29 protein-coding genes and 1 tRNA gene are annotated in these 25,708 nt (G+C 37.4%); 9 read left to right on the forward strand and 21 right to left on the reverse strand.

Going from position 1 to position 25,708, the window contains the following annotated elements:
- The first annotated feature begins 146 nt into the window (after positions 1-146).
- Positions 147-233, forward strand: a tRNA-Leu gene (locus MJX77_RS08280).
- Between the two features lie 177 nt (positions 234-410).
- On the forward strand, positions 411-1,478 hold the full coding sequence (locus MJX77_RS08285; RefSeq protein WP_252061152.1) for a tyrosine-type recombinase/integrase: 1,068 nt from the start codon (positions 411-413) through the stop codon (positions 1,476-1,478).
- Positions 1,479-1,512: 34 nt separating this feature from the next.
- Here MJX77_RS08285 and MJX77_RS08290 read toward each other — a convergent pair whose 3' ends face one another.
- The 5 genes from MJX77_RS08290 to MJX77_RS08310 form a co-directional block, all read right to left on the reverse strand.
- Positions 1,513-2,352 (reverse strand): DUF4393 domain-containing protein, encoded by an 840-nt coding sequence (locus MJX77_RS08290; protein WP_252061153.1) that lies wholly within the window; start codon positions 2,350-2,352, stop codon positions 1,513-1,515.
- Positions 2,353-2,452: 100 nt separating this feature from the next.
- Positions 2,453-2,743 (reverse strand): hypothetical protein, encoded by a 291-nt coding sequence (locus MJX77_RS08295; RefSeq protein WP_252061155.1) that lies wholly within the window; start codon positions 2,741-2,743, stop codon positions 2,453-2,455.
- Between the two features lie 4 nt (positions 2,744-2,747).
- Positions 2,748-3,026, reverse strand: coding sequence for a hypothetical protein (locus MJX77_RS08300; RefSeq protein ID WP_353619246.1), 279 nt, complete (start codon positions 3,024-3,026; stop codon positions 2,748-2,750).
- Positions 3,023-5,761: a toprim domain-containing protein gene (locus MJX77_RS08305; protein WP_252061157.1), complete on the reverse strand. Its 2,739-nt coding sequence runs from the start codon at positions 5,759-5,761 to the stop codon at positions 3,023-3,025. The genes MJX77_RS08300 and MJX77_RS08305 overlap by 4 nt, the downstream gene beginning before the upstream one ends.
- Before the next feature lie 93 nt (positions 5,762-5,854).
- Complete coding sequence (locus MJX77_RS08310; RefSeq protein WP_000213654.1) at positions 5,855-6,046, reverse strand: hypothetical protein; 192 nt, start codon at positions 6,044-6,046, stop codon at positions 5,855-5,857.
- Positions 6,047-6,137: 91 nt separating this feature from the next.
- Here MJX77_RS08310 and MJX77_RS08315 point away from each other — a divergent pair, with 91 nt between their 5' ends.
- Together MJX77_RS08315 and MJX77_RS08320 are read left to right on the forward strand one after the other, a co-directional pair.
- Positions 6,138-6,479: a helix-turn-helix domain-containing protein gene (locus tag MJX77_RS08315; RefSeq protein WP_031987658.1), complete on the forward strand. Its 342-nt coding sequence runs from the start codon at positions 6,138-6,140 to the stop codon at positions 6,477-6,479.
- A complete protein-coding gene (locus MJX77_RS08320; RefSeq protein ID WP_252061158.1) occupies positions 6,460-7,560 on the forward strand; it encodes a hypothetical protein in 1,101 nt (366 codons plus the stop codon). The genes MJX77_RS08315 and MJX77_RS08320 overlap by 20 nt, the downstream gene beginning before the upstream one ends.
- 15 nt (positions 7,561-7,575) lie before the next feature.
- Here the strand turns inward: MJX77_RS08320 and MJX77_RS08325 are convergent, their stop codons facing one another.
- Complete coding sequence (locus tag MJX77_RS08325; RefSeq protein ID WP_024436767.1) at positions 7,576-7,791, reverse strand: hypothetical protein; 216 nt, start codon at positions 7,789-7,791, stop codon at positions 7,576-7,578.
- Between the two features lie 82 nt (positions 7,792-7,873).
- Complete coding sequence (locus MJX77_RS08330) at positions 7,874-8,065, reverse strand: hypothetical protein (protein ID WP_252061159.1); 192 nt, start codon at positions 8,063-8,065, stop codon at positions 7,874-7,876.
- Between the two features lie 313 nt (positions 8,066-8,378).
- Between MJX77_RS08330 and MJX77_RS08335 the strand changes: the two genes are divergently transcribed.
- The 5 genes from MJX77_RS08335 to MJX77_RS08355 all read left to right on the forward strand — a co-directional run bounded on the left by MJX77_RS08335 (position 8,379) and on the right by MJX77_RS08355 (position 13,608).
- Positions 8,379-9,437 carry a hypothetical protein gene (locus tag MJX77_RS08335; protein WP_252061160.1) on the forward strand — a complete coding sequence of 353 codons (1,059 nt, stop codon included), beginning with the start codon at positions 8,379-8,381 and terminating at the stop codon, positions 9,435-9,437.
- Between the two features lie 130 nt (positions 9,438-9,567).
- Positions 9,568-11,034, forward strand: coding sequence for a hypothetical protein (locus MJX77_RS08340; protein ID WP_252061161.1), 1,467 nt, complete (start codon positions 9,568-9,570; stop codon positions 11,032-11,034).
- A gap of 27 nt (positions 11,035-11,061) precedes the next feature.
- The gene (locus MJX77_RS08345; RefSeq protein ID WP_252061162.1) at positions 11,062-11,703 is read left to right on the forward strand and encodes an SOS response-associated peptidase; all 642 of its coding nucleotides are present in this window, start codon (positions 11,062-11,064) and stop codon (positions 11,701-11,703) included.
- Between the two features lie 112 nt (positions 11,704-11,815).
- On the forward strand, positions 11,816-12,316 hold the full coding sequence (locus MJX77_RS08350; RefSeq protein ID WP_252061163.1) for a LexA family protein: 501 nt from the start codon (positions 11,816-11,818) through the stop codon (positions 12,314-12,316).
- Positions 12,313-13,608: a Y-family DNA polymerase gene (locus MJX77_RS08355; RefSeq protein ID WP_252061164.1), complete on the forward strand. Its 1,296-nt coding sequence runs from the start codon at positions 12,313-12,315 to the stop codon at positions 13,606-13,608. Before MJX77_RS08350 ends, MJX77_RS08355 begins: the two co-directional genes overlap by 4 nt.
- Before the next feature lie 289 nt (positions 13,609-13,897).
- Here the strand turns inward: MJX77_RS08355 and MJX77_RS08360 are convergent, their stop codons facing one another.
- From MJX77_RS08360 to MJX77_RS08425, 14 genes are all read right to left on the reverse strand, one after another.
- Positions 13,898-14,098, reverse strand: a complete 201-nt coding sequence (locus MJX77_RS08360; RefSeq protein WP_252061165.1) for a TraR/DksA C4-type zinc finger protein — start codon at positions 14,096-14,098, stop codon at positions 13,898-13,900.
- Positions 14,095-14,334 (reverse strand): ogr/Delta-like zinc finger family protein, encoded by a 240-nt coding sequence (locus MJX77_RS08365; RefSeq protein WP_000113727.1) that lies wholly within the window; start codon positions 14,332-14,334, stop codon positions 14,095-14,097. Before MJX77_RS08365 ends, MJX77_RS08360 begins: the two co-directional genes overlap by 4 nt.
- Positions 14,335-14,460: 126 nt before the next feature.
- A complete protein-coding gene (locus MJX77_RS08370) occupies positions 14,461-15,774 on the reverse strand; it encodes a contractile injection system protein, VgrG/Pvc8 family (RefSeq protein WP_252061166.1) in 1,314 nt (437 codons plus the stop codon).
- On the reverse strand, positions 15,775-16,194 hold the full coding sequence (locus tag MJX77_RS08375; protein WP_252061167.1) for a phage tail protein: 420 nt from the start codon (positions 16,192-16,194) through the stop codon (positions 15,775-15,777).
- 5 nt (positions 16,195-16,199) lie between these two features.
- Positions 16,200-18,680: a phage tail tape measure protein gene (locus MJX77_RS08380; RefSeq protein ID WP_252061168.1), complete on the reverse strand. Its 2,481-nt coding sequence runs from the start codon at positions 18,678-18,680 to the stop codon at positions 16,200-16,202.
- A 13-nt stretch (positions 18,681-18,693) separates the two neighbouring features.
- Complete coding sequence (locus tag MJX77_RS08385; RefSeq protein ID WP_139112246.1) at positions 18,694-18,831, reverse strand: GpE family phage tail protein; 138 nt, start codon at positions 18,829-18,831, stop codon at positions 18,694-18,696.
- A 2-nt stretch (positions 18,832-18,833) separates the two neighbouring features.
- The gene (locus MJX77_RS08390) at positions 18,834-19,175 is read right to left on the reverse strand and encodes a phage tail assembly protein (RefSeq protein WP_252061169.1); all 342 of its coding nucleotides are present in this window, start codon (positions 19,173-19,175) and stop codon (positions 18,834-18,836) included.
- A gap of 67 nt (positions 19,176-19,242) precedes the next feature.
- On the reverse strand, positions 19,243-19,758 hold the full coding sequence (locus tag MJX77_RS08395) for a phage major tail tube protein (RefSeq protein ID WP_252061170.1): 516 nt from the start codon (positions 19,756-19,758) through the stop codon (positions 19,243-19,245).
- A 12-nt stretch (positions 19,759-19,770) separates the two neighbouring features.
- Entirely contained in the window at positions 19,771-20,946 is a 1,176-nt protein-coding gene (locus MJX77_RS08400) for a phage tail sheath protein (protein WP_252061171.1), read from the reverse strand.
- Between the two features lie 137 nt (positions 20,947-21,083).
- On the reverse strand, positions 21,084-23,162 hold the full coding sequence (locus tag MJX77_RS08405; RefSeq protein ID WP_252061172.1) for a phage tail protein: 2,079 nt from the start codon (positions 23,160-23,162) through the stop codon (positions 21,084-21,086).
- 10 nt (positions 23,163-23,172) lie between these two features.
- A complete protein-coding gene (locus MJX77_RS08410) occupies positions 23,173-23,778 on the reverse strand; it encodes a phage tail protein I (protein ID WP_252061173.1) in 606 nt (201 codons plus the stop codon).
- Positions 23,778-24,680, reverse strand: coding sequence for a baseplate J/gp47 family protein (locus MJX77_RS08415; RefSeq protein ID WP_252061174.1), 903 nt, complete (start codon positions 24,678-24,680; stop codon positions 23,778-23,780). Before MJX77_RS08415 ends, MJX77_RS08410 begins: the two co-directional genes overlap by 1 nt.
- Positions 24,677-25,024 carry a GPW/gp25 family protein gene (locus tag MJX77_RS08420; RefSeq protein ID WP_252061175.1) on the reverse strand — a complete coding sequence of 116 codons (348 nt, stop codon included), beginning with the start codon at positions 25,022-25,024 and terminating at the stop codon, positions 24,677-24,679. Before MJX77_RS08420 ends, MJX77_RS08415 begins: the two co-directional genes overlap by 4 nt.
- Positions 25,021-25,647, reverse strand: a complete 627-nt coding sequence (locus MJX77_RS08425) for a phage baseplate assembly protein V (protein WP_252061176.1) — start codon at positions 25,645-25,647, stop codon at positions 25,021-25,023. Before MJX77_RS08425 ends, MJX77_RS08420 begins: the two co-directional genes overlap by 4 nt.
- Positions 25,648-25,708 lie beyond the last annotated feature (61 nt).

A 25,708-nucleotide genomic window follows, 5' to 3' on the forward strand; every position in this document is an offset into this window, starting at 1 on the left:
TAAACTTTTTCGCTTTTTTATGGCTGTGCTTATGGCCTAAATCATGAAAAATGTTTAAGTGATCTAAAAGTGAACGATAATATTCACTTAGGGTTTGACAAGTTTTACAAACGCGCTAATATACGCAACACAAACATACTTCCTCTCCCGAGGTGGTGAAATTGGTAGACGCGGCGGACTCAAAATCCGCTGTCAGAGATGACGTGTCGGTTCGAGTCCGACCCTCGGGACCAGATTCAGAATCTATTAGATTCTCCAAAGCCCCAAGCCTTATATATCAAAGGCTTGGGGCTTTGTCGTTTCTGGCGTTTATGTTTTTTTACGGTATTTCACGGTTTTTTTTGGTATATGTTTCCACCCGTTTTCCACCCGGTCGGAAATTTGAGAATGATTAAGGAGATTTTATTTACATGAGTACGTCGATTTATCAACGTCCTAATAAGAAATGGAAAGCAGATGTTGTTTTAAATGGTGTTCGTGTTACTAAAACTTTAGAAAAAAAAGAATTAGCAATCCGTTGGGCCAAGGAGACTGAACGTAATCTCATTTTAAATGACTCAACTCAAAAAGCTCTTAATAGTAAAATTGTTATTACTATGCGTGAGGCTCTTGGCCGTTACTCAGATGAAGTTTCCAGATTTAAAGCTACCGCAAAAAAAGAGATGCAAAGGATCCGCTATTATCAGGAAAATTTGCCAAATACTGATTGGCCACTTAGTTGTTATAAAGGTGAGTTTTTAAAGCAATGGGAAGATGCAGTTACTAAAAGAACAATTAAGCCACTCAAGCCATCAACTATTTTGCGTGATTATTCAACGTTGTCTTCATTCTTTAACTGGTGTCGAAAGGATAAAGGATGGATTGAATCTAATCCTGTTGAGAATCTCAGAAAACCCAAAAAGCCTCCACATCGTGAAAGACGTACAGAAGTTGAAGAACTTCAGCGCATGCTTGCTGCTCTAAAATATAAACCTGGAAGCGTGCCAACTACTAAAATGCAGGAAGTTGGATTGATTTGGCTTATTGCTATGGCCACTGGAATGAGATCTGGAGAGATTGTAAATCGCTTGCCTGAGCATGTCTTTTTGTCTAAACGCTATGTTCAGTTGGATAAAACAAAGAATGGTACTGCTAGAAAGGTTCCGTTAGATGATTTTGCACTGCAGCTGTGGTCGTTGGCTCTAAAAATTGACCGAAAGGCGAGTCCTAAAGTTTTTACTGTTTCTGATTCTTCACGTGATTCATTGTTTAGAAAGGCACGTAAACAAGCTGGACTAGAAAATTCAGATTTAACTTTTCATGATTCACGCCATGAAGCAGCATCACTTATGGCCAAACGCATTAAAAATGCATTGACCCTGTGTAAAATTTTTGGATGGAAGGATCCCAAACAGGCTTTGACCTATTACAATCCAACTAATGATGAAATATTAGATGAATTGAATCAGTCAACTGGACTAAGCCGTTTACTAACTTAAAATCATTAATTTATTAAATGAATTCTTAAACTCATCATTCTGGTGTTTCTGGTGTTTCAATAACAGCTTTTATAAATAATTTTCCATAATTAGTGACATATAGGCTTTGGCGTTGTTCATTTAGCCTTGAATAGGAAAGTAAAGAAAGTCGATGAACTTGAATTCCTGCTCTATCTAGATTTCTATTAATTGTTTCTTCAATATCTCTGAACATTTTTACTTGAGCAGAGTTAGATTCAGTCATATAAATAATCCCTAACCCTTCAAAGTTTTCTAAATAACCCGAGAGATTATGCGGAAATTGCAATTCTACAAGTTCGGGTGGACCAAAAAACTTACCGGGTTGGTTTCTTTTATTATTGCTTAAGAAATGTGCAAATGCTTCTGATTTCTTAGTAAAAGTTTCAAAAAAATATGATGGAGAAATGGAAGGGTTTTCTTTGAAGTATTTCAGAAGAATTGCTTCATCCGGAGATAAAGAGTTAATAATATTAATAAAACTTGGGTGTGCTTTATCATTTTCTTCTTTTATTGAAGCTTTAGCTAACAATTCAATGTATAGGCTTCTCAGTTCCTCATTAGTTACATAGCTTAACTTTTCAATAATTGGTATAGCAACTTCTGGTGGTGCTTCAGTTATATCTTCGGGTGGAATTTTTTTGATTCGATCAGCATATTCTTCAAGATTATTTTTTAAGCATAGGTTTAGGCGATCTGTACCCCATGAAGTTAATAAATGTAAGAAAAGACCAACGCTAGTTATAGCCCCTAATGCTAGACCTACATTTCTTGCTGCAGGTTGAGCCATATCTTTGTATAGTTCGTGAATTATAGGAGAATAAGCTCCAAGGCCAGAGAGATCTTTAATTTCCATTTTTAAGATTGTTTTAAAGTAGTTACTACTAATTTTGTATTTTTAGATTTTATAAGTCAATTCGGAAATAAAAGGGGCTTAATTTGCCCCGTTTAAACTTTTAACAATATCTTATATTCGATTTATCAAATGCCATCCCAAAGCTTATGACATCTGTAGCTTTCCAACGTGGTACTGTCCGATCGCTTGTAGCTGAAGTAGGTAGCTCTCTACTAGGTGGAAAATTTTCGTTACTAATAATGTGGCGCTTTGTATAGTCCAGTGAGTACTTAAAATAGCTAGCAATGTCTTGTTCATCCCACAATTGGCAATCAATTGGTATGATTGGCTTAGCATCAATTTGCTTTAAAATTTTACGAAGCACTTTTTCTAACAATACCTCTACATCCATATATTTACCCTTTCAAACTATCAAAAGTTGAAATCCATTCTTCACGGTTTAGGCCTCGCTCTGCATCGCTTGGGAATATGCCAGAAATGAAGTAACCAGTTTCTGTAGGTGATTTCTGGTAGCTAGAAGCAATAATTCTGACAAAGTCACAACGCATGGCTTTAATTGCTGCATATGCTTCAAGGGCGATGGGATGTGTCGGTGTAACGATACGTAGATCTGTTTCTTCTTCATCTACAAATGGTAAAGCGGTAGGGCTTAATTCTTCATTGATTGTATTCATGATTGTAGTGCTCCATAGTTAGGATTAGAAAAAATCCAACATTTAACTGTTCTGCGTCTGTCTGACATTTCATTGTCGGCATTAAGATTTTTTGCAGCGTCTGTTGGAAAACGGCTTGAGCTAACAGCTCGGTTAGATTCAATAAACTTGAATTTTTGTGACGACTTCAGTAGGTTTTTCATCAACGTAATTTCAGGAAGTTTCTGGTACTGCTGTGCAGCAACTTTGTAGACTTCATTTAAATTGATGGCGATGGTTTGTGAATCGTTGTCATGATGATTAAGACTGTATGGGGCAGATCTACCACTTTGTAGGTATTCAAAGGCCTCCCAGAATTGTTCAACTTCCTGACAATCACCATTGAGCTGATCCACCCGCTGTTGAGCCATTTCCATTAGCATTTCTTGTGCTGTGGCCACTTCTTCATAGTCGAGATAGCCATTAAGTACATGTTCAGCAATAGCTTCAATTAGTGCTGCGATTTGGGCATGACATAGGGCAATACGTGTATGTGTAATACCTGTTGCATGGTAAAGATCTTCTAGGCTTCTTAAGCGCTCTTGATATGTATTTAGGATTTCACTTTCTTTGCGTAGGCAATGGGTCATGTAAGTACATGCTTCTTCCAGTTCAATACGGTCCAGCGCATCCACAATACGTTTGGTTTCTAGAGATTGTCCTTTGCGGTCGAAAGAAAGGTGCAATGTACGAGTCAAAATCGCTTCAGATGCAGCAATAGCGCTGTTTTGTGAAATCATGATGGCACCACGGAAAGGTGGTTCATACGTTTCATTACCAGCGGTTTTTAAGCCCTTAGAGCGAATTGCTCGACCGTTAAAAGCATCTTTGAGTTCGTCCCAACTAAACTTTGCTTGTTTAACACTATTGCCTTGAGTATCGTTACGGTCACCTTCAATTAACACAACTGGAAGGTTGGCGATTTGAGCAAAGTTACGGTAAATGGCCACGTTGGTTGATTTATTGGCGTCAAAACCTTCGTATTCTTTACGACCGCTTAATTTCCATAAGAACTCAATCAAACGTGATTTACCAGCACCAGCTTGGCCAATAATTTCAATGAAAGGGTAAGAGCTATGTATAGAGCGAATTTGCTCGGCAAAATAAGTACCGGTCCACCATGCCAGGGCAATTAAACCTTTACTCCCACGCACCCGATAAAAGTCGTTCCACCAAAACGGTTTAAATTCTTTTTTAGGGTTTAGTGTTATGACTGGGGACTTCGCTAAACTCTTGAGTTCGAGTCGTTTAATTTTGAAGTAATCATGTTCATTAATGGGGATAACTTGGCCTTTATGCACAGCATGTTTTGGGAATATGTAGGTTTGATATTCACTTGAATAGCCTATGTAATCTGTAGTTTTTACTTCCTTTAAACGTTCGGTTTTTCGTTTCATAAAAAATTCAAGTTGTTGATCGGTCCCAGTCCACATTGCACCAGCCATGACTTCCATAGTTGCGTCTTTAAATTTGCTACGGCTTCCGATTTGGCTTGGTGTAAATTGAGTTTTCTTTTCTGCCCATTGGCTCTGCACGTTGAAGTAATACCAGGCTTCACCTGTAACCTCATTGCGTTCAAAATAAAGGGGATCAATTTGAGCGTTACAGATCTCAGTGACAGCTGCACAGTCACGTAAAGCTTGCTCACGTTTCTGTTGATCAAGTAGTGCATCAAAACTTGGATCTTCTTCAATTTGGTTCATACGCTTGGCGTATTTGTCGTAATCCAAGTTGAACCAATACAGACGGAAATTGTGATTAAAGAAGAAAGTTTTGGTACGACCTTCCTTGAAGTTATAGATCAGTAAACCAGCTTGTTCAGCCGTTTCTGCAATGAGTAATTCACCGTAATGACGATACTTGGCACGTTCTTCACTATGTAGTAAGTCGTGCATAAACAGGTCATTCCAATCAAGATTTTTACCTTTGACTTGATGAGGTGGTAGAGCTGCTGAAGAAGCCCACTTTTCCTGAAGTGCGCGTAGATGAAATTTTCTCATTGCATCTTTACCGGCTTTGTCATTGTCGAATGCCCAGATCAGACGTGGTTTGTCTTTTTTTAGCTCATGGCAGCGGTCTGCAATCTGTTTAAGTAAAGCAGATGGATAATTACCAGTAGACATGGTGGCAATAGCCGGTTGGCCAGATTGGATTAAAGCAATGGCATTAAAAATACCTTCAGTAATCCAAAATGATGGGGCATTGCAGAGATCATCTAGATCAACAGAAGACCAAGACAAGCCCTCATATTTACCAAGGAAGTTTGCTTTTTGACGCCCAAAACGTTCGGGACGGTCGATAAAACGTTCCCAATAAATTCCTTCAGCTAATTTGAAGCGGACAGTACCGGTATAAAGACCAGGATATTTATGTTCGTTGCTGAAGGTATCTTGGGTATATAAACCTTTTAAGAGGGCAGTATCTAAACCACGGCCATGACGTAAGTAGGCATCGGCAGCGGCATGAGGGTTTACTTCAGTTTTAGGAAATTCTTTAGACCAATCTTTGAATAAGTCTTCACAAATATCTTTGACGTGTTCTTCATAACCACAGTTATTTAAACGGCTGCATTTCACCACACGGGGTTTAACCGCATGGGTGTAGCATTCTTTCTTGCTGCACTGTGGGCAGATGCCTTGTCTATACCACTCTCCAACTCTTTTAAAGTTGAAGATTTGGTTTAGACGGTCATCTATGCGTCTTGATATATCTGACATTAAGCATCACCCGTTTGAATATTGATAACTGTTTGAGAATGTGAATATTTTGTTTGAGTTTGTAGCTTTGTAAGCATTGCGAATTGGCTTTGATTACAATTGCTCGTCTTTGCGCGGTTCTTGTAACTCGGGGTGATGTTTCACCATAAAATCACGGATGTAGATGGCAATTTTTGTGTCTTTTTCATACGCAATTTTCTTGAGGACTTTTAACTGAGCTTTCGTCCAGCGGACTTGAGTGAGTTCAGTGTGTTTAGGTTTAGTTTGAACATTTGATGTAGTCATGCGAAAATCACCATAAATCGTACTTAGATACTTAGTGGTATTAAATTTAGTACTATTTATGGTGATTTACAAGTGCTTTTAAGGAAAAAGTATGAAAAATGGTGATTTTTCTAATCGTGGTGAACGTTTAAAAGAAGAACGTAAGCGCTTGGGCATTGTTACGCAAGACGAGTTAGCCGAGATCTTAAATGTTAAAAAGAACTCAGTTGTGCGTTATGAAAAGCACAATGCACCGTTAGACACTGACCAGTTAGATTTACTAGAAGACCATGGGTTTAATATTGCTTATATTCTTTGGGGGGCTTCAGAGTTAAAGAGCAGTGAACTGGCAGATGATGAAGCAAAGCTAATTCAGTTGTACCGTCAAACACGTGAGGAAATGCGTTCGGGGTTAGTCTCTATAGCTGAGACTTATGCAAATCAATTTAAATAAACTAATCTACTTATTTAGAAAAAATATTATGAGAACTTTTTGTTTTTTTACTGCGGGTGTATTTGTTTTAGCATGGTTATTTTTTCCGAATTTATTTCAATGGTGGGCCATACATGTATGGTCCATTCCAGCAGCTCAATTGGATGAAATGGGAAAACTTGGACCGCTCGGTGATATTTATGGAAGTCTTAACACACTATTTACTTCAGTGACTTTAATTATCGTTGTGTACTCTGCCTATTTGCAGAGGCAAGCAAATAAAGATGCAAGAGAAGCTATGGAAAAACAGCTTCAACAAGCTAAGGAAGCTACAACCTTACAATTAAATGAAGCAAGAAGAGCTTTAGAATTGCAATTAAAACAGGCAAGACAGGCAGCTTCAGATCAAATCGCCCACGCAAGTATGTTAAATGAAGTACAACTCAAGCATGCCAAACAAGCAAGTTATGAACAGCTTGAGGTCACAAAAGCTAGTTACAAAGGTCAGATAGAAGAGTCGAGATATGCAATATTTTCAAATATGTTTTATTCGCTATTAAATTATAAGCATAATATTTTTACTAGTATTGAAATGAATGAAATTATAGGTTTAGACACAGAAAATAGAAGGACGGAAAAACGTAATAGCTTAGAAATTATCAGAATAATTTCGAGTCATTTCTATATTAGTATAAAACAAGAAGATTCCATTGAATATGCTAATTTAAATATAAAAGAACTTAGGGGTAATTTTTATGAATTTACTCTAAAAAGGTTCGAGGGCACTATTAATATTTTTCTTTCATATTTTTTAATATATGTAAATATTTTAAATTTAATAAAACAATCTAAACTTAGCGAAGAAGAAAAGATCTTTTTTAAAAATATTTTAAGAAATTCAATGTATCAGGATGAACAAGTGATTTTATTCTGGATTGCTCCAATGTTCCATAAAATTAAAGAAGGATTAGATAATAGTGAAATGTTTAATCTATTCGACTATGAAGAACCATTTAAAGAGTACGCATTAAAACATTATAATGATTCATATTTTGATACTATTTTATGGAAAGACTTGTTCAAAAATAAAAACCCGGCCTAAGCCGGGTTTTTTAATTCATTTGGCATGAACCGCGCGGTTAATGTTGACCACTTGGTGATGTAGCGTGTTGATGATGGCGCTAAATTCTTGTTCTTTTAAACCATCATCGACTTTCATTTTTGAAAAGGCAAAAAGTAAGTTTTGAAGGTTCTCAAGTGGATATTCAATTTCTTCCAATATTTCTTCGGCCGTCATTTTCTTGTGGCTTTTAACGTCTAGTGTTGAGTGCATTTCTCCCCCTGTCTATTGATCATGGGTCTATTTTCTTAAAATCTGCTTTGAAAATATAGGTGATGGCGACACGCTGTGTCGCTTATCTGCCTGATATTATGGAAAATGTTAAGACAACAATGATTGAGAAGACACTACCTTCAAAGGCGCGCTTGAGGAGTTTTAGTTTTTGCTGACGACGCTTTTGCTTTAAGTATGCGTCTAAGTCGTGTACTGGAGTATGTTCCAGAGCGGAATTTTGAGTAGGGGAGTTCTTTAAAGCGAATGCTTTCATTTGCTTGTCCTTAGTTCAAGTTAAGTTTTAACCTGACACCATTACTTCTCACGATAATGGTGACAGACTGAACAGGGGTGAGAATACCGCGAACTAAGAAGCGGCCAGCCAAAAGGCTGCCCTATCCAGCCTGCCATGAACAGCAAAGCTGAATTTTACGCAAAAAAATAGCCCGTAGACGGACTTTTGTGCGTCTTAGTTCGTTTTTCAGGTTCTCACGCCTGACTAAAAAGACTTATGTCTATCTAGCGTTTTTACAGTAGCTTAGATACTATTACGCGTCAAGACTTTATAATAATTTTTGGGGTTTATAGTGAATGCTTCTGTTGATAAAAATGAACAAGCTAAAACTGCAGCCATAAACAGTTTAATAAACAATCAAAAAAGAATAGAAAAAGTATTTAATCAATTAATACAAGGTTATGCCTTACAAAAGATAGATCAGGAAGCAACTGATCTGCAACTTTTTGAAGGAATAAGAGATGCATTTATAATAGATATTGAGGGTTTAACTCATAGATTAAGTAGACTACAGAAAATTGATTCAGCATCTTTAAATTTTATTATTAGAAAAACTGAAAATAATGAAGAAACACTCAAAAATCTAGCGAATCTTATTGCTAATAATAATTTTACAGATAAAGCTTGGGGAGAATCAATTAATACTTTCGATTCCAATATTGCTGATATGAATGCTTTTATAGCGAAAATTGATATTGAACAGCAATTTCAGAATTATAAACGTGATGCTAATAAATTAATTAAGGAACTTCAAGATAATCAAAATGAGCTGGTTCATAAAATTGAGCAAGTCGATATAATTAATAATGATCTAAAAAATAAGAAAGTACATGAAATTTTCGCCGATGATTCTGAAAAGTTCAAAAAACTCGCAAAGAGATATGAAGTTTCTTTTTACATAGCACTAGCATTTTTATTTTTATATTTCTTTGGTTGGTATGTTGAAATTAATACAAATTTTTTTAAATTTAAGCTTGCAGAACAATTTTATGAAAATCATTCAACTATTTTTTATATTCAAAAAGTATCTTTATTAATTTTATCTACTACATTAGCTGCGTTCCTTTTAAAACGTTCTTTTATGAACCGTCGTTTGGCAGATGAAGCGTATCGTACAGCTAAAGAGTTAGACGCATTACCACGTTATATGGAAGGGATGCCAAACGAAATGAAAGAAAAGATTCGCTTTGATCTTGCTTATAAATATTTTGGCAATGGTATACATCATGAAAGTTATACGGGTGGGGAAAACTTGATGCATGAAAATATTAAAGCTAATACCGATTTTATTAAAGCTGTAAAAGATTTAAAAACATCTGATAGTGGAAAAGTTAATTCAGAAGGTAAATAGTTTAAAAAGGGGAATATTTTATGAAAAGTTGGGAACGTTGTTACGTTGAGTTTTTAGTTCGTATTGCAGAGCCTTTGGGAGAGCTTCCAGCAGGTTATTTTGTTCGAATTCCGTGATTTGGTGGTCATAAATGTTATTTAGTGAAGAAGAAATACTTAAGCTAGAATTATTCAATAAGACAGCTCTTAATGCGAATAGTTTTTATGAAAGTTTAAGCACAACTGAAATGGTGATATATTTATTAAATAATAATAAGAAATATACTACTGGTACTTTCTTTTTTGATTTTAAAGAATTTTTAACTAAATTTGATAAATTTTTAATTGAAAATAAATTTAATTTTAACGATTTAAGAAAACTAATAGATGAACTTAATTCTTCATTAGAGTCGATCGGTTTCTATCCTGGTCAAAATGAGAATGCTTTCTTCTTTTCTTTTGTTGAAACATTTTATTTTTTTCTTGAAAAGGTAATTAATAGTATAGCTGGTAGTAAATTTTTAAACGGTTTATTCCTTGAGAATCGTAGTTTTTCTTATTTTTATGAGCTAATTCGAAACATAATGAGGTTTAATAATTTATCTTTAAATAATATGGATGTTGATAAGAAAATAATAATTTTAGAAGATCGAGTTAATAAAAATGAAAGTGAACTAAAAATATTTCTCGATGATTTTAAAGCTAGTAGAGATGAGAACTTTGATTATCAGAAAAAAATATTTGAACAACGTGCTAATGATGCTTTCGTTTCTTTTCAAAATACACTTAATCAGTTTAAAAAACAGCATAAAGATGATTTGGAGCCGCAAATTGAAGAGCTAAAAAATAAATTTTTAGATAATAAAAATGAGTTGGAGTCCTTATTAGGTGATGTAAAGCTTTATCAAGATAAAATGACAAATAATGCAGTAAATGAAATGTCTGCTCATTACTTTGATAAATCAAAATTTGAAAGAAATTCCTATTTTTCCGTAACTATAGCTAGCGCAATTATCATTATATTCTCTGTTATAAGTGCCTATATAGGGGTAAATAATTACTATAAACAATATGTAGGTACAGAATCTTGCGATAAGACTGAAGCAGTTGAAAACCAAGAAATGATTTTACCTCCTGTAAAAGGAAAGTCATATGAAGAATGTATGAAGGATTTAACTATAAAACGTGAATTAACTCAAAAATATGCGTTTAATTATCTTATTTTCAGATTAAGTTTTTCAGTACTTTTATTTTTAGCTGTTATCTATGCAAGTAGGATCGCTATGCGCGCCTATAATCATTGGCGTCAAAGTGAAAATATGTACTTAAAACTTAATACATTAAGTCCATTCATAGGTAGCCTTGATAAATCAGTACGTAATGATGTTCATCTTAGCTTAGTACCTGACTACTTTGGTAAAGATGCGGGTATAGTTGAAAGTTCTAAAGACGCAGTAAAAGATATTCCAACAAATATTTCAAATATTGCAATCAAAGCAATTGAGCAAGCTGCTGGTACTATCGGAAGTAAATTAGGAAGTGATAAAGAGTCCAAAAACACTGATATTGAATCAAGTACAGAAAAGAACAAAAAGAAATCAGCAGATGATCCAGAATAAATTATAAGTCTAATAAAGAGGTGAGCTATGTGTGCCAACTATGAACCAATTTCAAAAGACCGTGTTCACCTATTAGATTTGTTTGAGCCTACCTTTGAATATAGCAATGACATTTACCCTGGTGCGGACTGTCCGCTTTTATTTTTAAATGAAGGCAATGTTGAATGGCGACAAGTTAAATTTGGCCTTGTACCAACTTGGGCCAAAGATCTCAAAATTTGCCGCAAAACTTATAATGCCCGAACAGAAACAGTCCATGAAAAACCTAGCTTCCGTCATGCATGGAACAATAGCCAATTTGCATTAATACCAGTCGATACGATTTACGAGCCAAAATATATCGATGGTAAAGCACATTGGTACGGGATCTACCGTAAAGATGGCATGCCTTTTACAGTTGCAGCACTTTATGAAAATGCAAAAGTAGAAGGGCGCCAAGTACGCTCAATGACAATGCTCACCATCAATGCTGATCATCATCCATTTATGTCTCAGTTCCATGCTCCGACTGACGAAAAACGCTCAATTATTGTGATTCCAGATAGCCTAAGAAATGATTGGCTCAACTGTAAAAATACAGAAGCACGAGATTTTTTCTTAGATATGGAACCAGATGAATACCTAGCACAACCCAAGGAAGAGTTGAAGAAAATCCGATCAAATGCTTAGTTGAGCGCGTCAGTTTATGACTTGTCATTGATTCTGCATGATTTTTAAAATTTGTTAAAAAATCAGTTAATAAACTATCATCTTGATTGTGTAACGAAATCAAGGTGATCTTATGAGCAATACCGAACCATCCATCATTAAAATTAGGCCTCATCTCAAGCAGTGCAATGCTTTGAGCGAGATAGACTATATTGAAAAAGTAACTCCTTTTACAAAGTTTTCGATTCCTCTAGCAATAGAAAAGGTTGCAGCTGGCTTTCCGTCCCCAGCACAAGATTATGTAGATAAAAATATAGATATGAATGAACACTTAATTAAAAATGAGTGTGCAACATTCGTGGTCCGGGTAGCTTCACAATCGATGCTCAATGCAGGCATTGATATTGATGACGAACTAATTGTCGACCGCAGTATTGAAGCAAAGCATAACGATATTGTGATTGCTTTAGTTGATAACGAATTTACCGTAAAACGTTTGATGATGGATGCTGATGAACGTTGGTTAAAAGCTGAAAACCCAGAATTTTGCGATATTCATTTGAAGGATGGCCAAGAACTTTTTATCTGGGGTGTAGTGACCTTCATTTTAAAAAATACAAGAAAAAGTAAATGAAGCACGAAAACAAAGTGTTTGCTTTGGTGGACGTAAATAACTGCTACGTCAGTTGTGAGCGTGTTTTCAATCCAAGTCTGATTGATAAGCCGGTTATTGTCTTATCAAACAATGATGGCTGCGCTGTTGCCAGATCCAACGAAGCAAAAAAACTTGGTATTAAAATGGGAGTGCCGCTGTTTCAAATTAAAGATATTGTTCAGCAGAATAACGTTATTGTGCTTTCAAGCAATTACACGCTATACGCTGAAATGTCTCGACGTTTCCATAAAGTTTTAGGTACTTATGTGACCGAATCAGAACAAGAAATTTACTCAATTGATGAATGCTTTTTAGACCTAACTGATTACTACGAAAACTTTAACCTATCCAGCTATGCACAAGACATGAGAATAACGATTTTAAAGTGGATAGGTTTACCTTGCTGTGTGGGGATTGGAAGCAGCAAGACCGAAGCAAAAATTGCAAATCACATTGCAAAAAAGTATCCCGCATTTAATAGCGTATGCAATTTGGTGGATATGGATCTCTGCAATAAAGAATCTTTTTTAGCTGAAATTGATGTTTCGGAAGTGTGGGGAGTCGGCCGTAAACATAGTAAGAAATTGCAGGGGATGGGAATTAACTCTGTATTTGATTTGGCTTGTACAGATCCACGAGAAATGAAAAAAAAGTTCTCGATTGTCATGGCCAGAACTGTTGCTGAACTTCAGGGCATTTCATGTATTGAAATAGAACATACACCGCAAACCAAACAGCAGATTATTGCAAGCCGTTCCTTTGGCTCACGCGTAACTGAACTTGAGGATTTAAAAGAGGCTATAAGTATGTATGCACAAGATGCTTGTAGCAGATTAAGAGATGAATCTTTGCTATGCGGCTGTATGATCGCATTCGTGCAGTCGAATCCTTTTGACCCCAATGTCCCGTTTTATAACAAGTCTATTAGTGGCGTTTTTTCAGAACCAACTGATTGTGCTATGGATCTCGTAAAAGCAGCGACACGAATGGTTGGCGAGATTTTCAAAGAAGGCGTGAAGTATAAAAAGTGCGGAGTGATTCTGACGGGTTTAGAGCCAAAATCTGGCCATACCTATGACTTACTTACTGACTTTGAAACAATTGAGAAAAAAGAAAAATTAATGAAAACTTTAGAAGGGGTACACCAAAAATATGGTAAGAAAAAATTAGGTGTTGGGCCTTGTTTTATACCAGGAAGAACTTGGTCGATGAGTCGCGATAAACTGAGTAAGAATCCGTTCAGAGTTGATGGGCTATTGACTGTAAAATAATAAAGCCCCATTGAAGGGGCTTGGCGTTATGCGACAAGATATAAGAACATAGAACTACTTAAAATAATGCCCATGATCATGCCGATTAAGATTGGGTATAGCTGCATTTATGGCTCCCATGATGGATCTGCTGACTTAACTTGAGTTGGCTTTTGTTTTGGAGATATTCTTCCTTATAAAAAGCCTTCATTTCACGGATGTATCGAGTAAATTGATAATCCAGAATCATCCAAAAAATAATGAGGGTTAAAACAAGAATAACGATGAAAAAGATTATGAAATTTGTCATTTAAAAGTACCTTTTTGAAAGTTTTTCTTGTGTATTTTTACATTCCACACAAAGGGTTACAGAACCATAGCGCTGACGCTCAATAGGAATATCATTTCCGCATTCTTCACATTCAGTGAGCGAAGGGCAGCTAAAGTCTTTAGGTTGAATTTGAACCTGTTTAAGTTGTAGTTCTTGGGCAATATCGATCTTGTCTGTCATGCGTGCTCCATTTTCCAAGTACGGTCCGGAGTGGGTAAATTAATTTCAGGATTAGGATGAGCTGGAGGGGAAAGCTGGATCTTTAATTCAAAAAATCCTTGAGCGGTAAAGCCACACTCTAAGTTTTGACACTGTCCCTGAAATGAACGGAGTAAAGGATTTAGTTCAGTACTTGAACGGATTGAAAAGGGTTCCCCGCAGTGAGGGCATTTATAACGGGATCTTGGTCGAGCCATTTCGCTACCTGTTGGTTTAATTATTTACGATTTTATAACAAAATCACTATAAATAGTGATTTATAATAATTTGTATCGAAAATTGATTACCATTTTGTCCTTGCTTCCCCCAAAGCAAGGATTTTTTTATTTGCCCTTTTTAGCTTTATCAATTCGGGCTTGTTCTCTTTTTAAAGCAATGGTCGCTGTCTTTTTCGTTTTATAGGTTTTAATGAGCTTCAACGGATTGCTTTGATCGCCTGAAGTAAGCTTCTGATCTTTACCATTCTCACGATAAAAAACGATTACTCCGGTGTAGTCAGCATAGTTGCGACCAGTCCTTTTTTTATTTTGTTTTCTTAATTCTTTATCTCTCTCTTTATCTGGTTCAAAAAGAGTTGAAACATCATCTGTATTTGGCAGCTGCACTTCTAGCTCAACACTTGTAGTAAATCCACTATCAGTTAAATTGTGAGTAACGTTAATACCCAGCCATACGATGTCATCGATTTGTGGTTTTAAATCGGTGAATACAAACTCTTGTTCCGGGATAAGTTCAGGTTGGCCAAAGGCAAAGGTATAAGACAATTTTTGTGAAGAACGTTTGCAACGGTTGAATTCAGCCTGACAAGCAAGTTCAGCTGTTTTTTTGTCGCGGTGGACGTAACGGATCTCTTTTAAATTTTCTTCATTGTCACCAATCACCACATATAGCTTTTTAGATTGACCAGCATCGTAATAGAACGCTTTAACGCCTGTAATTCGGTCAGTACCGGTACCAGTCGTGTAATTGTGGCCATCACCATCGGACCGAAAAATTTGGGCGGTAGGAAGGGGTAATCCGGAAGCGGTTTGACTGGCTCCACGTGGCAATAAAATTAAGTGGCCATTTTTGACGGTAGCAATAGCATCATGTTCATCTGCTATCCGGGTAATCAGATTTGCATCACTTTCATTTTGAGCAATATAAGAAATTACCCGGTTAGCAAGGGTGTCATGCACAATTGTTTTAAGCGCATATTCCACTCCAACGGTTTCAAAAATCACCTGAATTGTTTTATTACTAAAGCTACGTTCACGCTTTTGTTTTAAACCTTCAGACACATCATTACTGAAGGCTGAAATGCTTAAAACGTCCGGTGCACCGCGATGGGTGACGGATTCAACTTTGTACTTCCCTTTGTCGACTAGGCCTGTATTAGACCAACCAATCCACACCTGAATAATTGCTCCTTCTGGTGGGATTTCTAATTGTCCATCTGAATCATCAAGATCAATATCCACCGAGTCAACAACTAAGCCACGATTGTCTTTAATACTGAGTGAAATTAAACGGTCGACAACAAGAGGGGATATGTCATTTCCGTCAACTTCTATTTTGAAAATAGGAGTGGGATAACTTGTGTAATTATCAAAAGAATCTTTTGAATTTTTAGCTAATCCAAGAGCCGCATTTAACATTTATAGAGCCATTCCAATAAGTGTTCCTAAAGCAGCATATTTCCATTCTTTTACCACTTTCAAAGTAATAGTAAATTCAGTTTTCCTTGCTGCGCCATCTTTAAAAAAATAGGTTTTTGTTTCATCTAAACTTTCGATAATTACTAGGCCGTAGAAATAACCAGTACCTTCGATAAGGGTATATGCTTTGCCCGTATTTGCCATTTGGCGAACAATGTCGATTGTTGATCTTAGCCAAGTAAGCTCATGGTAGATTTCACCTTTGAGCGTGATTGTATCTTCACCTTTACCAATAAATTGATATGCTGGTGAAGCTCTAACTCTGCTATTACTTGGGTGTCTCCAATTGGTGACACGTTGCAGTTCTTGATATGCAGCTGTTTGTAATGAAAAAACGAACAGTCCTAATGCCATCATCATATTTTTTACTCTGTGTCTGTTAGAAAACGACGTCTTGCATCACGTTCTTCTTGTTGAAGGCGTACCATTTCAGCTCGTAACGCACGTGCTGTTTCACGGACTGGTTGACCGTGCTCTGCTTTAATGGTGATTTGTATTGTGTCGTTACTAATGAAGCTGCCACCGCGTTGTGCCCGGATTGGTGTTACTGGAGTAACTTTTGCTGTGCCAGTACCAATTACATTCTGCGTAGCTTGCTGTGTCGCTTTAATGGGTAAGTTATGGTTTTGAGAAATACCTAATGCCATGCCTTGCATGGTGTAGTCACCAATACCCATAAATACACGTGAAGGGGAATGGATACCTAGGATATTCCTAGCTTTATCAATGACGCCTGTGACTGCTCCAGAGAGAGCTGCTTTCACTTCACCGATTTTTGACATAATCCCGTTTTTTAACCCGGTTAGAATCATTGCACCAAAGCCAGTAAATTTGGCGGGCAGATCTACACCGAACCAGGACAAGACTTTTGAAAATGCAGCATAGAAAAGCCCAATAGGGGACCAGTTAATAATTAGTGCAGATACGCCTTTGATTCCCCCATTGAAGGCAGTTTTAACTGTATTCCAAATGCCCACAAAGAAACCTTTAATAGGTTCCCAATTCTTATAAATGAGATAAGCAGCTCCAGCCACAGCTGCAATGACACCTAGGATGATTAAGCCAGCTGGAGAGAAAATGGCCCCTAATGCACTAAAACCAATTCCTAATGTAGAAATGGTCATTTTGAGCATAGCAAGTGGACCAAGTAGGGCTAAAACTCCAAGTGATAAAGTGCTTATAGCTCCAATGATAGCGATACCACCAACAGCAATTTTTACCAGAGTTGAGGCTAAGGCAGGATTTTGTTGGATCCATGTAGTAAAACCAGTCACTACACTTCCAACTTTACCTAATAGAGTATTTAAAGGGGGTAATAGGATACTTCCAATACTAATCCCGACTTCGGATATTCTGTTTTTAAAAATTTCCATTTGCGCTTGATTCGTTTCCATACGTGCCATGAACTCACGATCCATTGACCCCTTGGACCCTGCGCTATTTGCTAGTTGTAATTGTTTTTCAAGTTCACCTCGGTTTTTAAGTAATTTAGAAAAAGTATCCCAATGTTCTGCACCAAACAAAGTAGCCACGGCATCAATCTGACTAGTTCCTCCTTCAGTAGCAATTTCTGGCATTTTTTTAATTGCGTCCATGACTTTAAAAATGGTACCAACAGCATTTGTCTGCATACCCTTTTCTAATTCACTAGTTGAAAGCCCAAGATCTTTGACCATAGCCATAAATGGTTTAGATTGTGTATTTGCTGCTCCTAATTTTGAAAAAACAGCATTAATTGCAGTGCTTGCTGTTTCTGATCTTTCACCAAGTGATAGTAAGGTTGAGCCTAAAGCAGCAGTGTTCTTATCAGTAATTTTAACCATTGATGCAGTACCACCAACACGCTGCATAAAATCAATGATGTCACCACCTGAAGACAATGCATTATCATCAAGGTAGTTGATGGTATCTGCTAGTTCACTAATATTTTTAATTGGTCGCTTATACATATTGGCAATTTTGCCCATATTTTCCGCAAGCTCATCATAGGGTAATTCGAAAGCAGTTCCCATTTTTACTACTTCTTTTGTAAAACCAAGAATATCCTGTTTAGCCACTCCCATTTTTAAGCCGGCACCAGTCATTCGTGCTAATTCATTATTAGAGACAGGAAGTGCATGGCCAAGATTTAAAATTTCTTGGCGCATGCCAAAAAACTCCTTGGTTAATTTTCCTGTGCTATCACGTGCACCATTAAGTTGTTTAGCAACTCCAAGCATATCAGTTTCAAAATCACTAGCTAATTTCACAGGAATTGCCATTGAAGCAGCTCCAACGCCAGCAACCATCAGACCTTTCTTTGCCAGATCCGATGCTTTGGCCATACGTCCTTGCATTTGTTCATACTGCTTTTGGGCTTTTTGGTGACGTTCTAATGATTCCTTTTGACGGTTAATTTCCATCGTTGTGAGATGGATTTTGTTCTTCAGCTGTGATTCATCATCAGCCAAATTGTCAACACTAATACCAGTCTGGTTAAGTTCACGGACTAAAGCCGTCATTTCAGTACCTTGATTTTTTTGAGCTGCTTTCAGGCGTTTTTGTGCAGCTTCAGCGCGTGTGAGATCCTTAACCATCTGCTCAGTAGGAGCACCAATATTCATAGCTGTTTTGAGCTGTTTAAGGGTTTCCTTATTCTGTTCAATGGCCTGTGTAGTTTTTTCAGATTGTTCTTTAAGCTGCCTGAAGCCTGAAATTTTGCGTTGCTGGGCTTCTAGAGACTTCAGTTCAGATGACGTCTTTTTAAAGGCATCTGATAAGGTTTTAGAGCCACCAACGATTGTTTTAATAGGGCCAGATAATTTATCAACTGCATTAAATAGAACTTCTAATTTTAAATTTGCCATTGGTGGACTCTAATTAGCTAGTTTGATTTCTTTTGAGTGCTCTACGATGCCATTTGCTCAATTCAACAATATCCATGTCATCGTAAGTACTTGGCGGCCAGTGGAAGATGACGGCAATATTAGCTATTGCCTCATCTACATCATCGACCAGCTCTAGGCTGTCTGAGCCTTGATTTCCTTCTGTAAGGCTTTCGGGTACAAAAAAGTGACCAAATGCCCTCCTAAATTGGCAAAATCTACGGGGTCCATTTGGTAGATCTGTTGAGGAGTCAGTGCCGGTGAAGTAACACGTGGAAGTAGTTTACATAGGGCATCTACATCATGCTGGTAAATAGCCTGAAGACTGGTACCACTTAATGCCTTTACACCCGGTTTACGAATGGTGACCTGGGTAATCATCTGTTCACCCATTCTGATTGGTTCTTCTAAAGTCACCACTTCTTCATTTGGGTTTTTGATTTGTTCCTGGTTAATCGCTTGATCAATTTGATTCATGTAGAAATATCCTAAAAGTTAAATAAAAAAACCTTCTGCAGTACTGGACTACAGAAGGGAAGGAAACTTATAAACCGATAGCACTACGCTGTTTTTCAAGGCGGTCAACACCACCTATGGTTTCTTTGAAACCTAAAATGTCGATTTCAACTTCAACAACACCATTGACAGTTAGTTTGTAATAGGTGCAGTTGGTTACTACTTTGTGCTCAGTGTCTTCACCTGGTTCTTGGTCGCCCATATCAATTTCTTCATGACGGCCTTTAACAACTACTTCTACGGCATCAACTTCACCAGTGTCGTCACGTTGATATGCACCAGCAAAACGCGTATATACACCATCAATTTTTTCCATGCCAAATTGACGTAGTGTAAGCAGTTCTAGACCGCCAAAAGTTGATTCAATGACAAGACCATCATCGCCAAAACCAAGATCAACTTTGACAGGAGCATTCATACCCCCGCCACGATAATCTTCAGTTTTACGAGTCAATTTTGGCAAAGTGACCGTTTTGATTTGACCTAAATAACTATTACCCTCATTGAAGTAATTCATGTTTTTTAGTTTGCTTGGTAAAGCCATGGGTTAAGCTCCTTAAGCGTTTACAGATGCAGCAAAGTTAGCGAGATAACGATCAGTGATACGTTGACGGAATGTCAGATCTTCTAACGGTGGGACAGGGGTGTAATCGTAATCAGTGGCCAATTTCCCAACCTTCAAAGTATCGGAAGTATTTGCTTCAGGATCGAACCAAGCGTCACCGCCAATGAGGTATTTATTACGTGTGAGTTCACGAAGCTTGGCCTTTTGACCTTCAAGAATGTCTGTGACTAATGAACCATGAAGAGGTAAGTCATTTGCCCACATGTGTGCTTCAGCCATGCTGTCAGCCAAGACTTGAGCAGTACGTGTATAGTTTTCAAATACAAATAATGGATCATCCGAGCAAGTACGCGATCCCCAAAAACGAAAACCTTCATGCTGAATTAAAGTGGTGACTTCATTATTGTTGAGATAGCCAGCGTCAGTTGCTGGATCTTGGAGATCCCACGTCACATCAGCATCGATACCAGTAACACCTGATACGGCAACGTTTGAAAGGGTTTTATGCCAGCCGATTTCGTTATCAATCTTTGCACGTAAACCCATAGCAACTGCTACAGCGGGTACGGTTTCTGTTTGAGCAGTGGCCGTATTAAATGCAACAAAGTTTGGCCAAATAATCATGAGTTCACGTGCAGAAAACGCTTCACGATATGCCACAGCTTCTTCTTTAGTTTTACAGCCCCATGCATATGCATAGGCCATAGCACGCAACTTTTTAGCAATGACAACTAATTCAGTAGCAACTGCCTGAGTATCAAGCCCTGGTGCACCTAAAATACGCGGTTGAACACCTAATTTAGACTTGGCAACAAGTAAAGCTTTAAGGCCTGTATATTTTCCTTCAGCAGTAACAGTACCAACGACATTTGCAGTTTGAGCTGCTTCATCAACTGCAGTTGGTACACGGACCACGACACAAAGGGCATTGGTTTGGTTAGCCATATTTTGAAGTGCTTTTGCTAAAGTTCCGTTTTTACCGGCTTTAGCTACTGCAGCTTGTATATTTGTAATTAGTACTACTTGGTTTTCTGGGAATACTAATGGGTCTGCATCATCTGCAGTTGCAACAATGCCTGAAATTGCAGTTGCAATGGTTCGGATTGGCCGGATCCCATCATTGAGTTCAATGACACGGATTCCGTGGTGGTATTGATCTATAGCCATAAAAAAGCCTGTTTATTGAGGTTTTAATTCAACAAACAGGCTTGCATGACTAAATCAAAAGTGTAAGTTTCTTAGTCTGTGAAAATGGTTTTGACACTAAAATAAATAACGGGGATTAATGTTCAACTCGTTAAAATTTATAAGACTCCTCTACAAAACATATTTGCAAAATTCAAAGCTTCGAAAGTCGTTAAAAACCTAGCTAAATGTATTGGTAGGTAAGATATATTTGCTGGTCCTTCTGTTGAAAATAATCGCGTCCTAAAATTACCCGCACCAGATCTATTATGTACCATGCACATTCTGTAAGTTACACCCGCTTTCAATAAGAAGTAAGATTGCATTGAATTTAATGCGCCAGTAGTTACTAAGCCAATTTTACAATCTGTACTAGGTTTAAGTAGAAAGACAAAAACCTTACCAATATATGCACTTTCAGCATCTACTAAATCAGTTAATTGCGCAAAGTTTGTATTGAAATCACCTGAACCACTAAATGAGATATCTGTCCAACTTCCATCACCATAATCCAAAGATTGATTCTCAGATATAAGAGTATTATTCCCTTTAATACTTATATGTGGATACGCAGCAGTAATCTCATTAGGCTGTAAAAACTTTCTTGTTGTTCTTGCTCCAAAAGGTACTCGAAAGACGGGTCCATAACCATCAACACGATATGTAGGTAGATATTCAAGCATCATAGTTGGTTCAGAGTAACCTAATAATGCCATCGTTGCCGGAGTGTTCCCTGTATTATATGCAGCAGAGTCAATACCATTTACCACTCTGGTAATATCTGCAAAATGGAATCCATTCAATGTGGAATTATCAAAATCAACACTTCTACCCCATCGATAGGCTCCTGTAGTAATGCCATTCAGGACATTATTCCAGTAGGAGCCTGCACGCACTGAGGTATGCATTCTGGGATGATTTTGGATATCAATCGCAGGTATACCAGCAGCTAAATCACCATTACTTTCAAAGTACACGTCATCAAGTGTTAATTTTGGAAAAGAAGTAGTTTGTAAATCTTTAATCCAAATTCCTCGACCAATATTTCCTTCAATAGCACCTCCTGCAATAGTTACATTCTGCATAGAATTAGTAATTAAAAAAGCTGCGATACTATTAAAGCGTCCATAAATCATCTCTTCTCGATGAGATGTAATATTCTCGAGATGTAGCCCAATTTTGTTAGCTCTATAATAATTATATCTATTTAAATTCGTATATGAATTTTGAATCTTGAAACCTGTTCCATGAGCATTAAATAAATTTCCACTTGTTTCGGCAAAAGCTCCGCCATTCCAACTATAACCTGTAGTAGTACCATTTTTGGGGCTTACATAATCTCCAATAGTCCCATCACCCATAATTTGTAAATCTGATAATCTTCGTTGTGCGTGATCATCTGCAACATCAGTCGGGGAATAAACAATACCAGTACCTGGTTTACATTTTATACGTGAATAGAAACCAGCCCCTCTTAAAAAAGAATAACCTTTTAAGTTCAAGATACTTTCAAGTGTATACGTTGAGTTTGTCTCAACACTAAGACAGGTTGTTTTTGAACGCTGAGCAGCTACTGCACTATGAATATCTTCATAATCTCCAACATATTGTTTTTTCTTGAATCTTTCGATTAAGTTCTGTTCTACAGCTTTAATTTCCGGTTGCTTGAATTTCTCAATATTCTCAGTCCAGATTTGGTCTGTATATTCAATTGCAGAACTTTTGGCTTCGTTTTTCGCATCTTCTACGGCTTGGATTGTTGCCATGACTACGGAAGTATCAATCTTTAATTCAAAATTAGCCGTATTATCTATTTGAAGAACTATACGAATAGTCTTAATTTGAGCCGTACCTTGATCGGCAGTCGGTTTATAAGTTGGTGGATAATTTGAATAAGCAACAAGTATTTCTCCGGCCCATAATCCAACTTCGCGGATATTGAACCCACCAACTGCACTAGGAATAACTGCATCCGCTTCAAGCCAATTTGGATTATTCGCTGATGGAGCCAATCTGTTTAGATCTGTTCTATATATTTCATTTACAAGATATGTAAAAGTTGCATCCGGGTCAGGAACTGATCCATTACCATCACCGAATGACATTTGTGTAATACCAAGTTTGGTACCATTTTGGATTGCTTCACGTAGTAGTGAAAGACCTTGCTCTGTGAAGATAGAATGATATTGTGCTGCCATATTTTAAGCTCTATTTCGGATAAATTGCCGTAATTTCATGTTCATAAAATCCAAACGCTGAATGTAGAAAGGAATTAGGATCATCAACTTTCGGATATATTGTGATGTCCTCACCGTCATACATAGCTGCTGCGACATTTGTGTCGCCCTTAACGGCAATCACATTAATTTCAATGGATTTGAGTTCACGTGTTAATGGCTTCGCATCATTTAATAGCTCAACCAGAGTTTTATAAGTTTTTTCAGTTAATGGCTTGCTATTTGTATCGATAGTAATTTGGAAGGTGCCAGGCTCACTTCTTGGAGTTTCTTGCCACCATTCATGGATAGTAAGTGAATACCCAAAGCTTTCTACAATCGATCTAAGGGCAAAATTTGTACCTTTATAAGTATGGACTTTGATAGAGTTTTTTATTTGAGCACGCTTGATTTCTTCCGGCCATTCATCTTGCCAACGATCAACTGAAAATTGCCAAGCTAATATAGATAAGAAATCTGCTGGAGCATCATCAACTCGAATTAAGCTTGATAAATTAGTATTTAGCTCTGATGTTTTCGCAGTTGTTTCAACAATTCTCTTTTCAAAAGCGGTGGTATTTGGAGGTAGTAAATTCATTATTCATTCCTCACACTAAGACGAATAGCTGAACATGAAGCTGCTTGAAAGTTAGTTAAGTGGATTTCGGCAGTAGGGTTAATGAGTTCCACTCGTTCAATACCTGATACTTTTAAAATTGAGTAAAGGTCAGAAAAAAAGACACCTTTGCCAATGCGTTTAGGTTCTTTGGTATAAGCGAAAGCATTGGCTTGTGCGGCTGATAAAACTGGATCTGTTTCAGGTACATTCTTTGTGATTAATACGGCTTCAATCTCATATTCAATGATTTCTGCTGATTGAACTTGTACTCGGTCACCAGTAGGACGTTTCTTCTCTCCAGATACATAATTTAGAACAATCGTATTTAGTTCTTCTGTTGAAGCATTATTTGATGTGTCACGCTGAAGAATTGTCAAAAGTGCGTGTGCTGGAGCTGGTGAACTACATTTAACATCTGAAACACGGCCATCAGCAGAAAGAGTGTGGTACTCATAAGAAGATTCAGGGCCAGCTGTACTTAATGCATCTAATTTCTTTTGGATGCGGTAACGAAAATTTTCATCTTCTTCATAAACAGCTGGGGCCGGTGGTAAGATTGAATCATCTGCGGGTGTAATCACTAAACGTTTAACATCAAAATTTGCACCCCAAACATCTAGATCATTACCCTTTGCAAAAGCAAGCTGAGTTGCTAGTGCTTTTTCATTGATCTGATTCCGTAAGATCATTTCTCGATAAGCATTTTCTTGCAAAAGCTTAGTGACCGGTTCACTTTCACGACTCAGTGTTTTACGAACAAGCTCTTGCTCATCCTCTGTATGAAGCGAAATGAAATATTCTTTACGTTCATTGAAGATGTCTTCATAGTCAAGCACATCAACAAAAGTTGGTTTTGGTAAAGAATTAAAGTCAACACTCATAAGGTAGATCCAATTGAAAGGGGAATACTTAAAGAGGCTTGTTTATTGCTATCGACTAGGCTGCAATCCATATCTAGAAAATATGAACCTTCTTCATTAGTCACTAACGAAACTGAATTGAGAATGATCCTGTCTTCCCAGCGTAAAAGTGCAGTTGCAGTCGCTGCATATAACTGCAGAGTGACGATTTCATCAAAAGGGGAGTCGATTAATTGATAGATCAAAGAACCATATTCTCGACGCATGATTCTTGTACCAATGGGGGTAGTTAGAATGTCCTGGACAGATTGAAGGATATGATCTAATTCAGTTTCAAGCTCTCGGCCATTTTCACGTGACATCATGGAATTGGCCCTCCAGTTGTCCCACCGCTATCTCCAGGATGTTTATGTTCTTTTAAACTAATTGAGCCAGCTTTAACATCAGCTTCAGTACTAAAAGCACCCGTTGAATGACTACTTCCTTGCACCAACTGGCTGCCACCGACGGTATTATTTCCAGTCATGGCAGTACTTCCATTAATCTGAAGATTTCCATTGATAGTTGTGTCCCCGTTTACGGTTATACCGCCATCAGCAGTTACAATTGCTTTACCACCTGAAGGTAAAATGGCTGATAATTGATGAGCAGAAATGTCATAAGCAATGATGCAACCGTCAGCAAATACACGGATTTTCTGATTTAAATCATCTGAAGGAGCGGGATGCTCATTGTTATAAAGACCATAAAAAACCACGCTTGTAGGGCCAATTTCGCCACAAGGTGAAATCACCATGACTTCCTCATCTAAAGAGGGTGGATCCCAAGTTGAATCATCTCCTGAACGTGCATTAAAAAAGCGAATTTCAGGCGTAACGATATCGTCAAGATCTACAGTGACAAGGGGGATTGGTTTAGACGGATTTACAGTCTTGATTGTTCCGAACCGAATCAGATTCTCAAGACGACGATTAATGTCAGCATTCATGCCAACACTTTGCGTTAGAGTTTTTTTGTTTTCAGCAATGGGAACTTGTGAAAATGGTTTT

Origin of the sequence: Acinetobacter sp. AHP123 (genome assembly GCF_023757925.1) — a bacterium.
GTDB lineage: Bacteria > Pseudomonadota > Gammaproteobacteria > Pseudomonadales > Moraxellaceae > Acinetobacter > Acinetobacter oleivorans.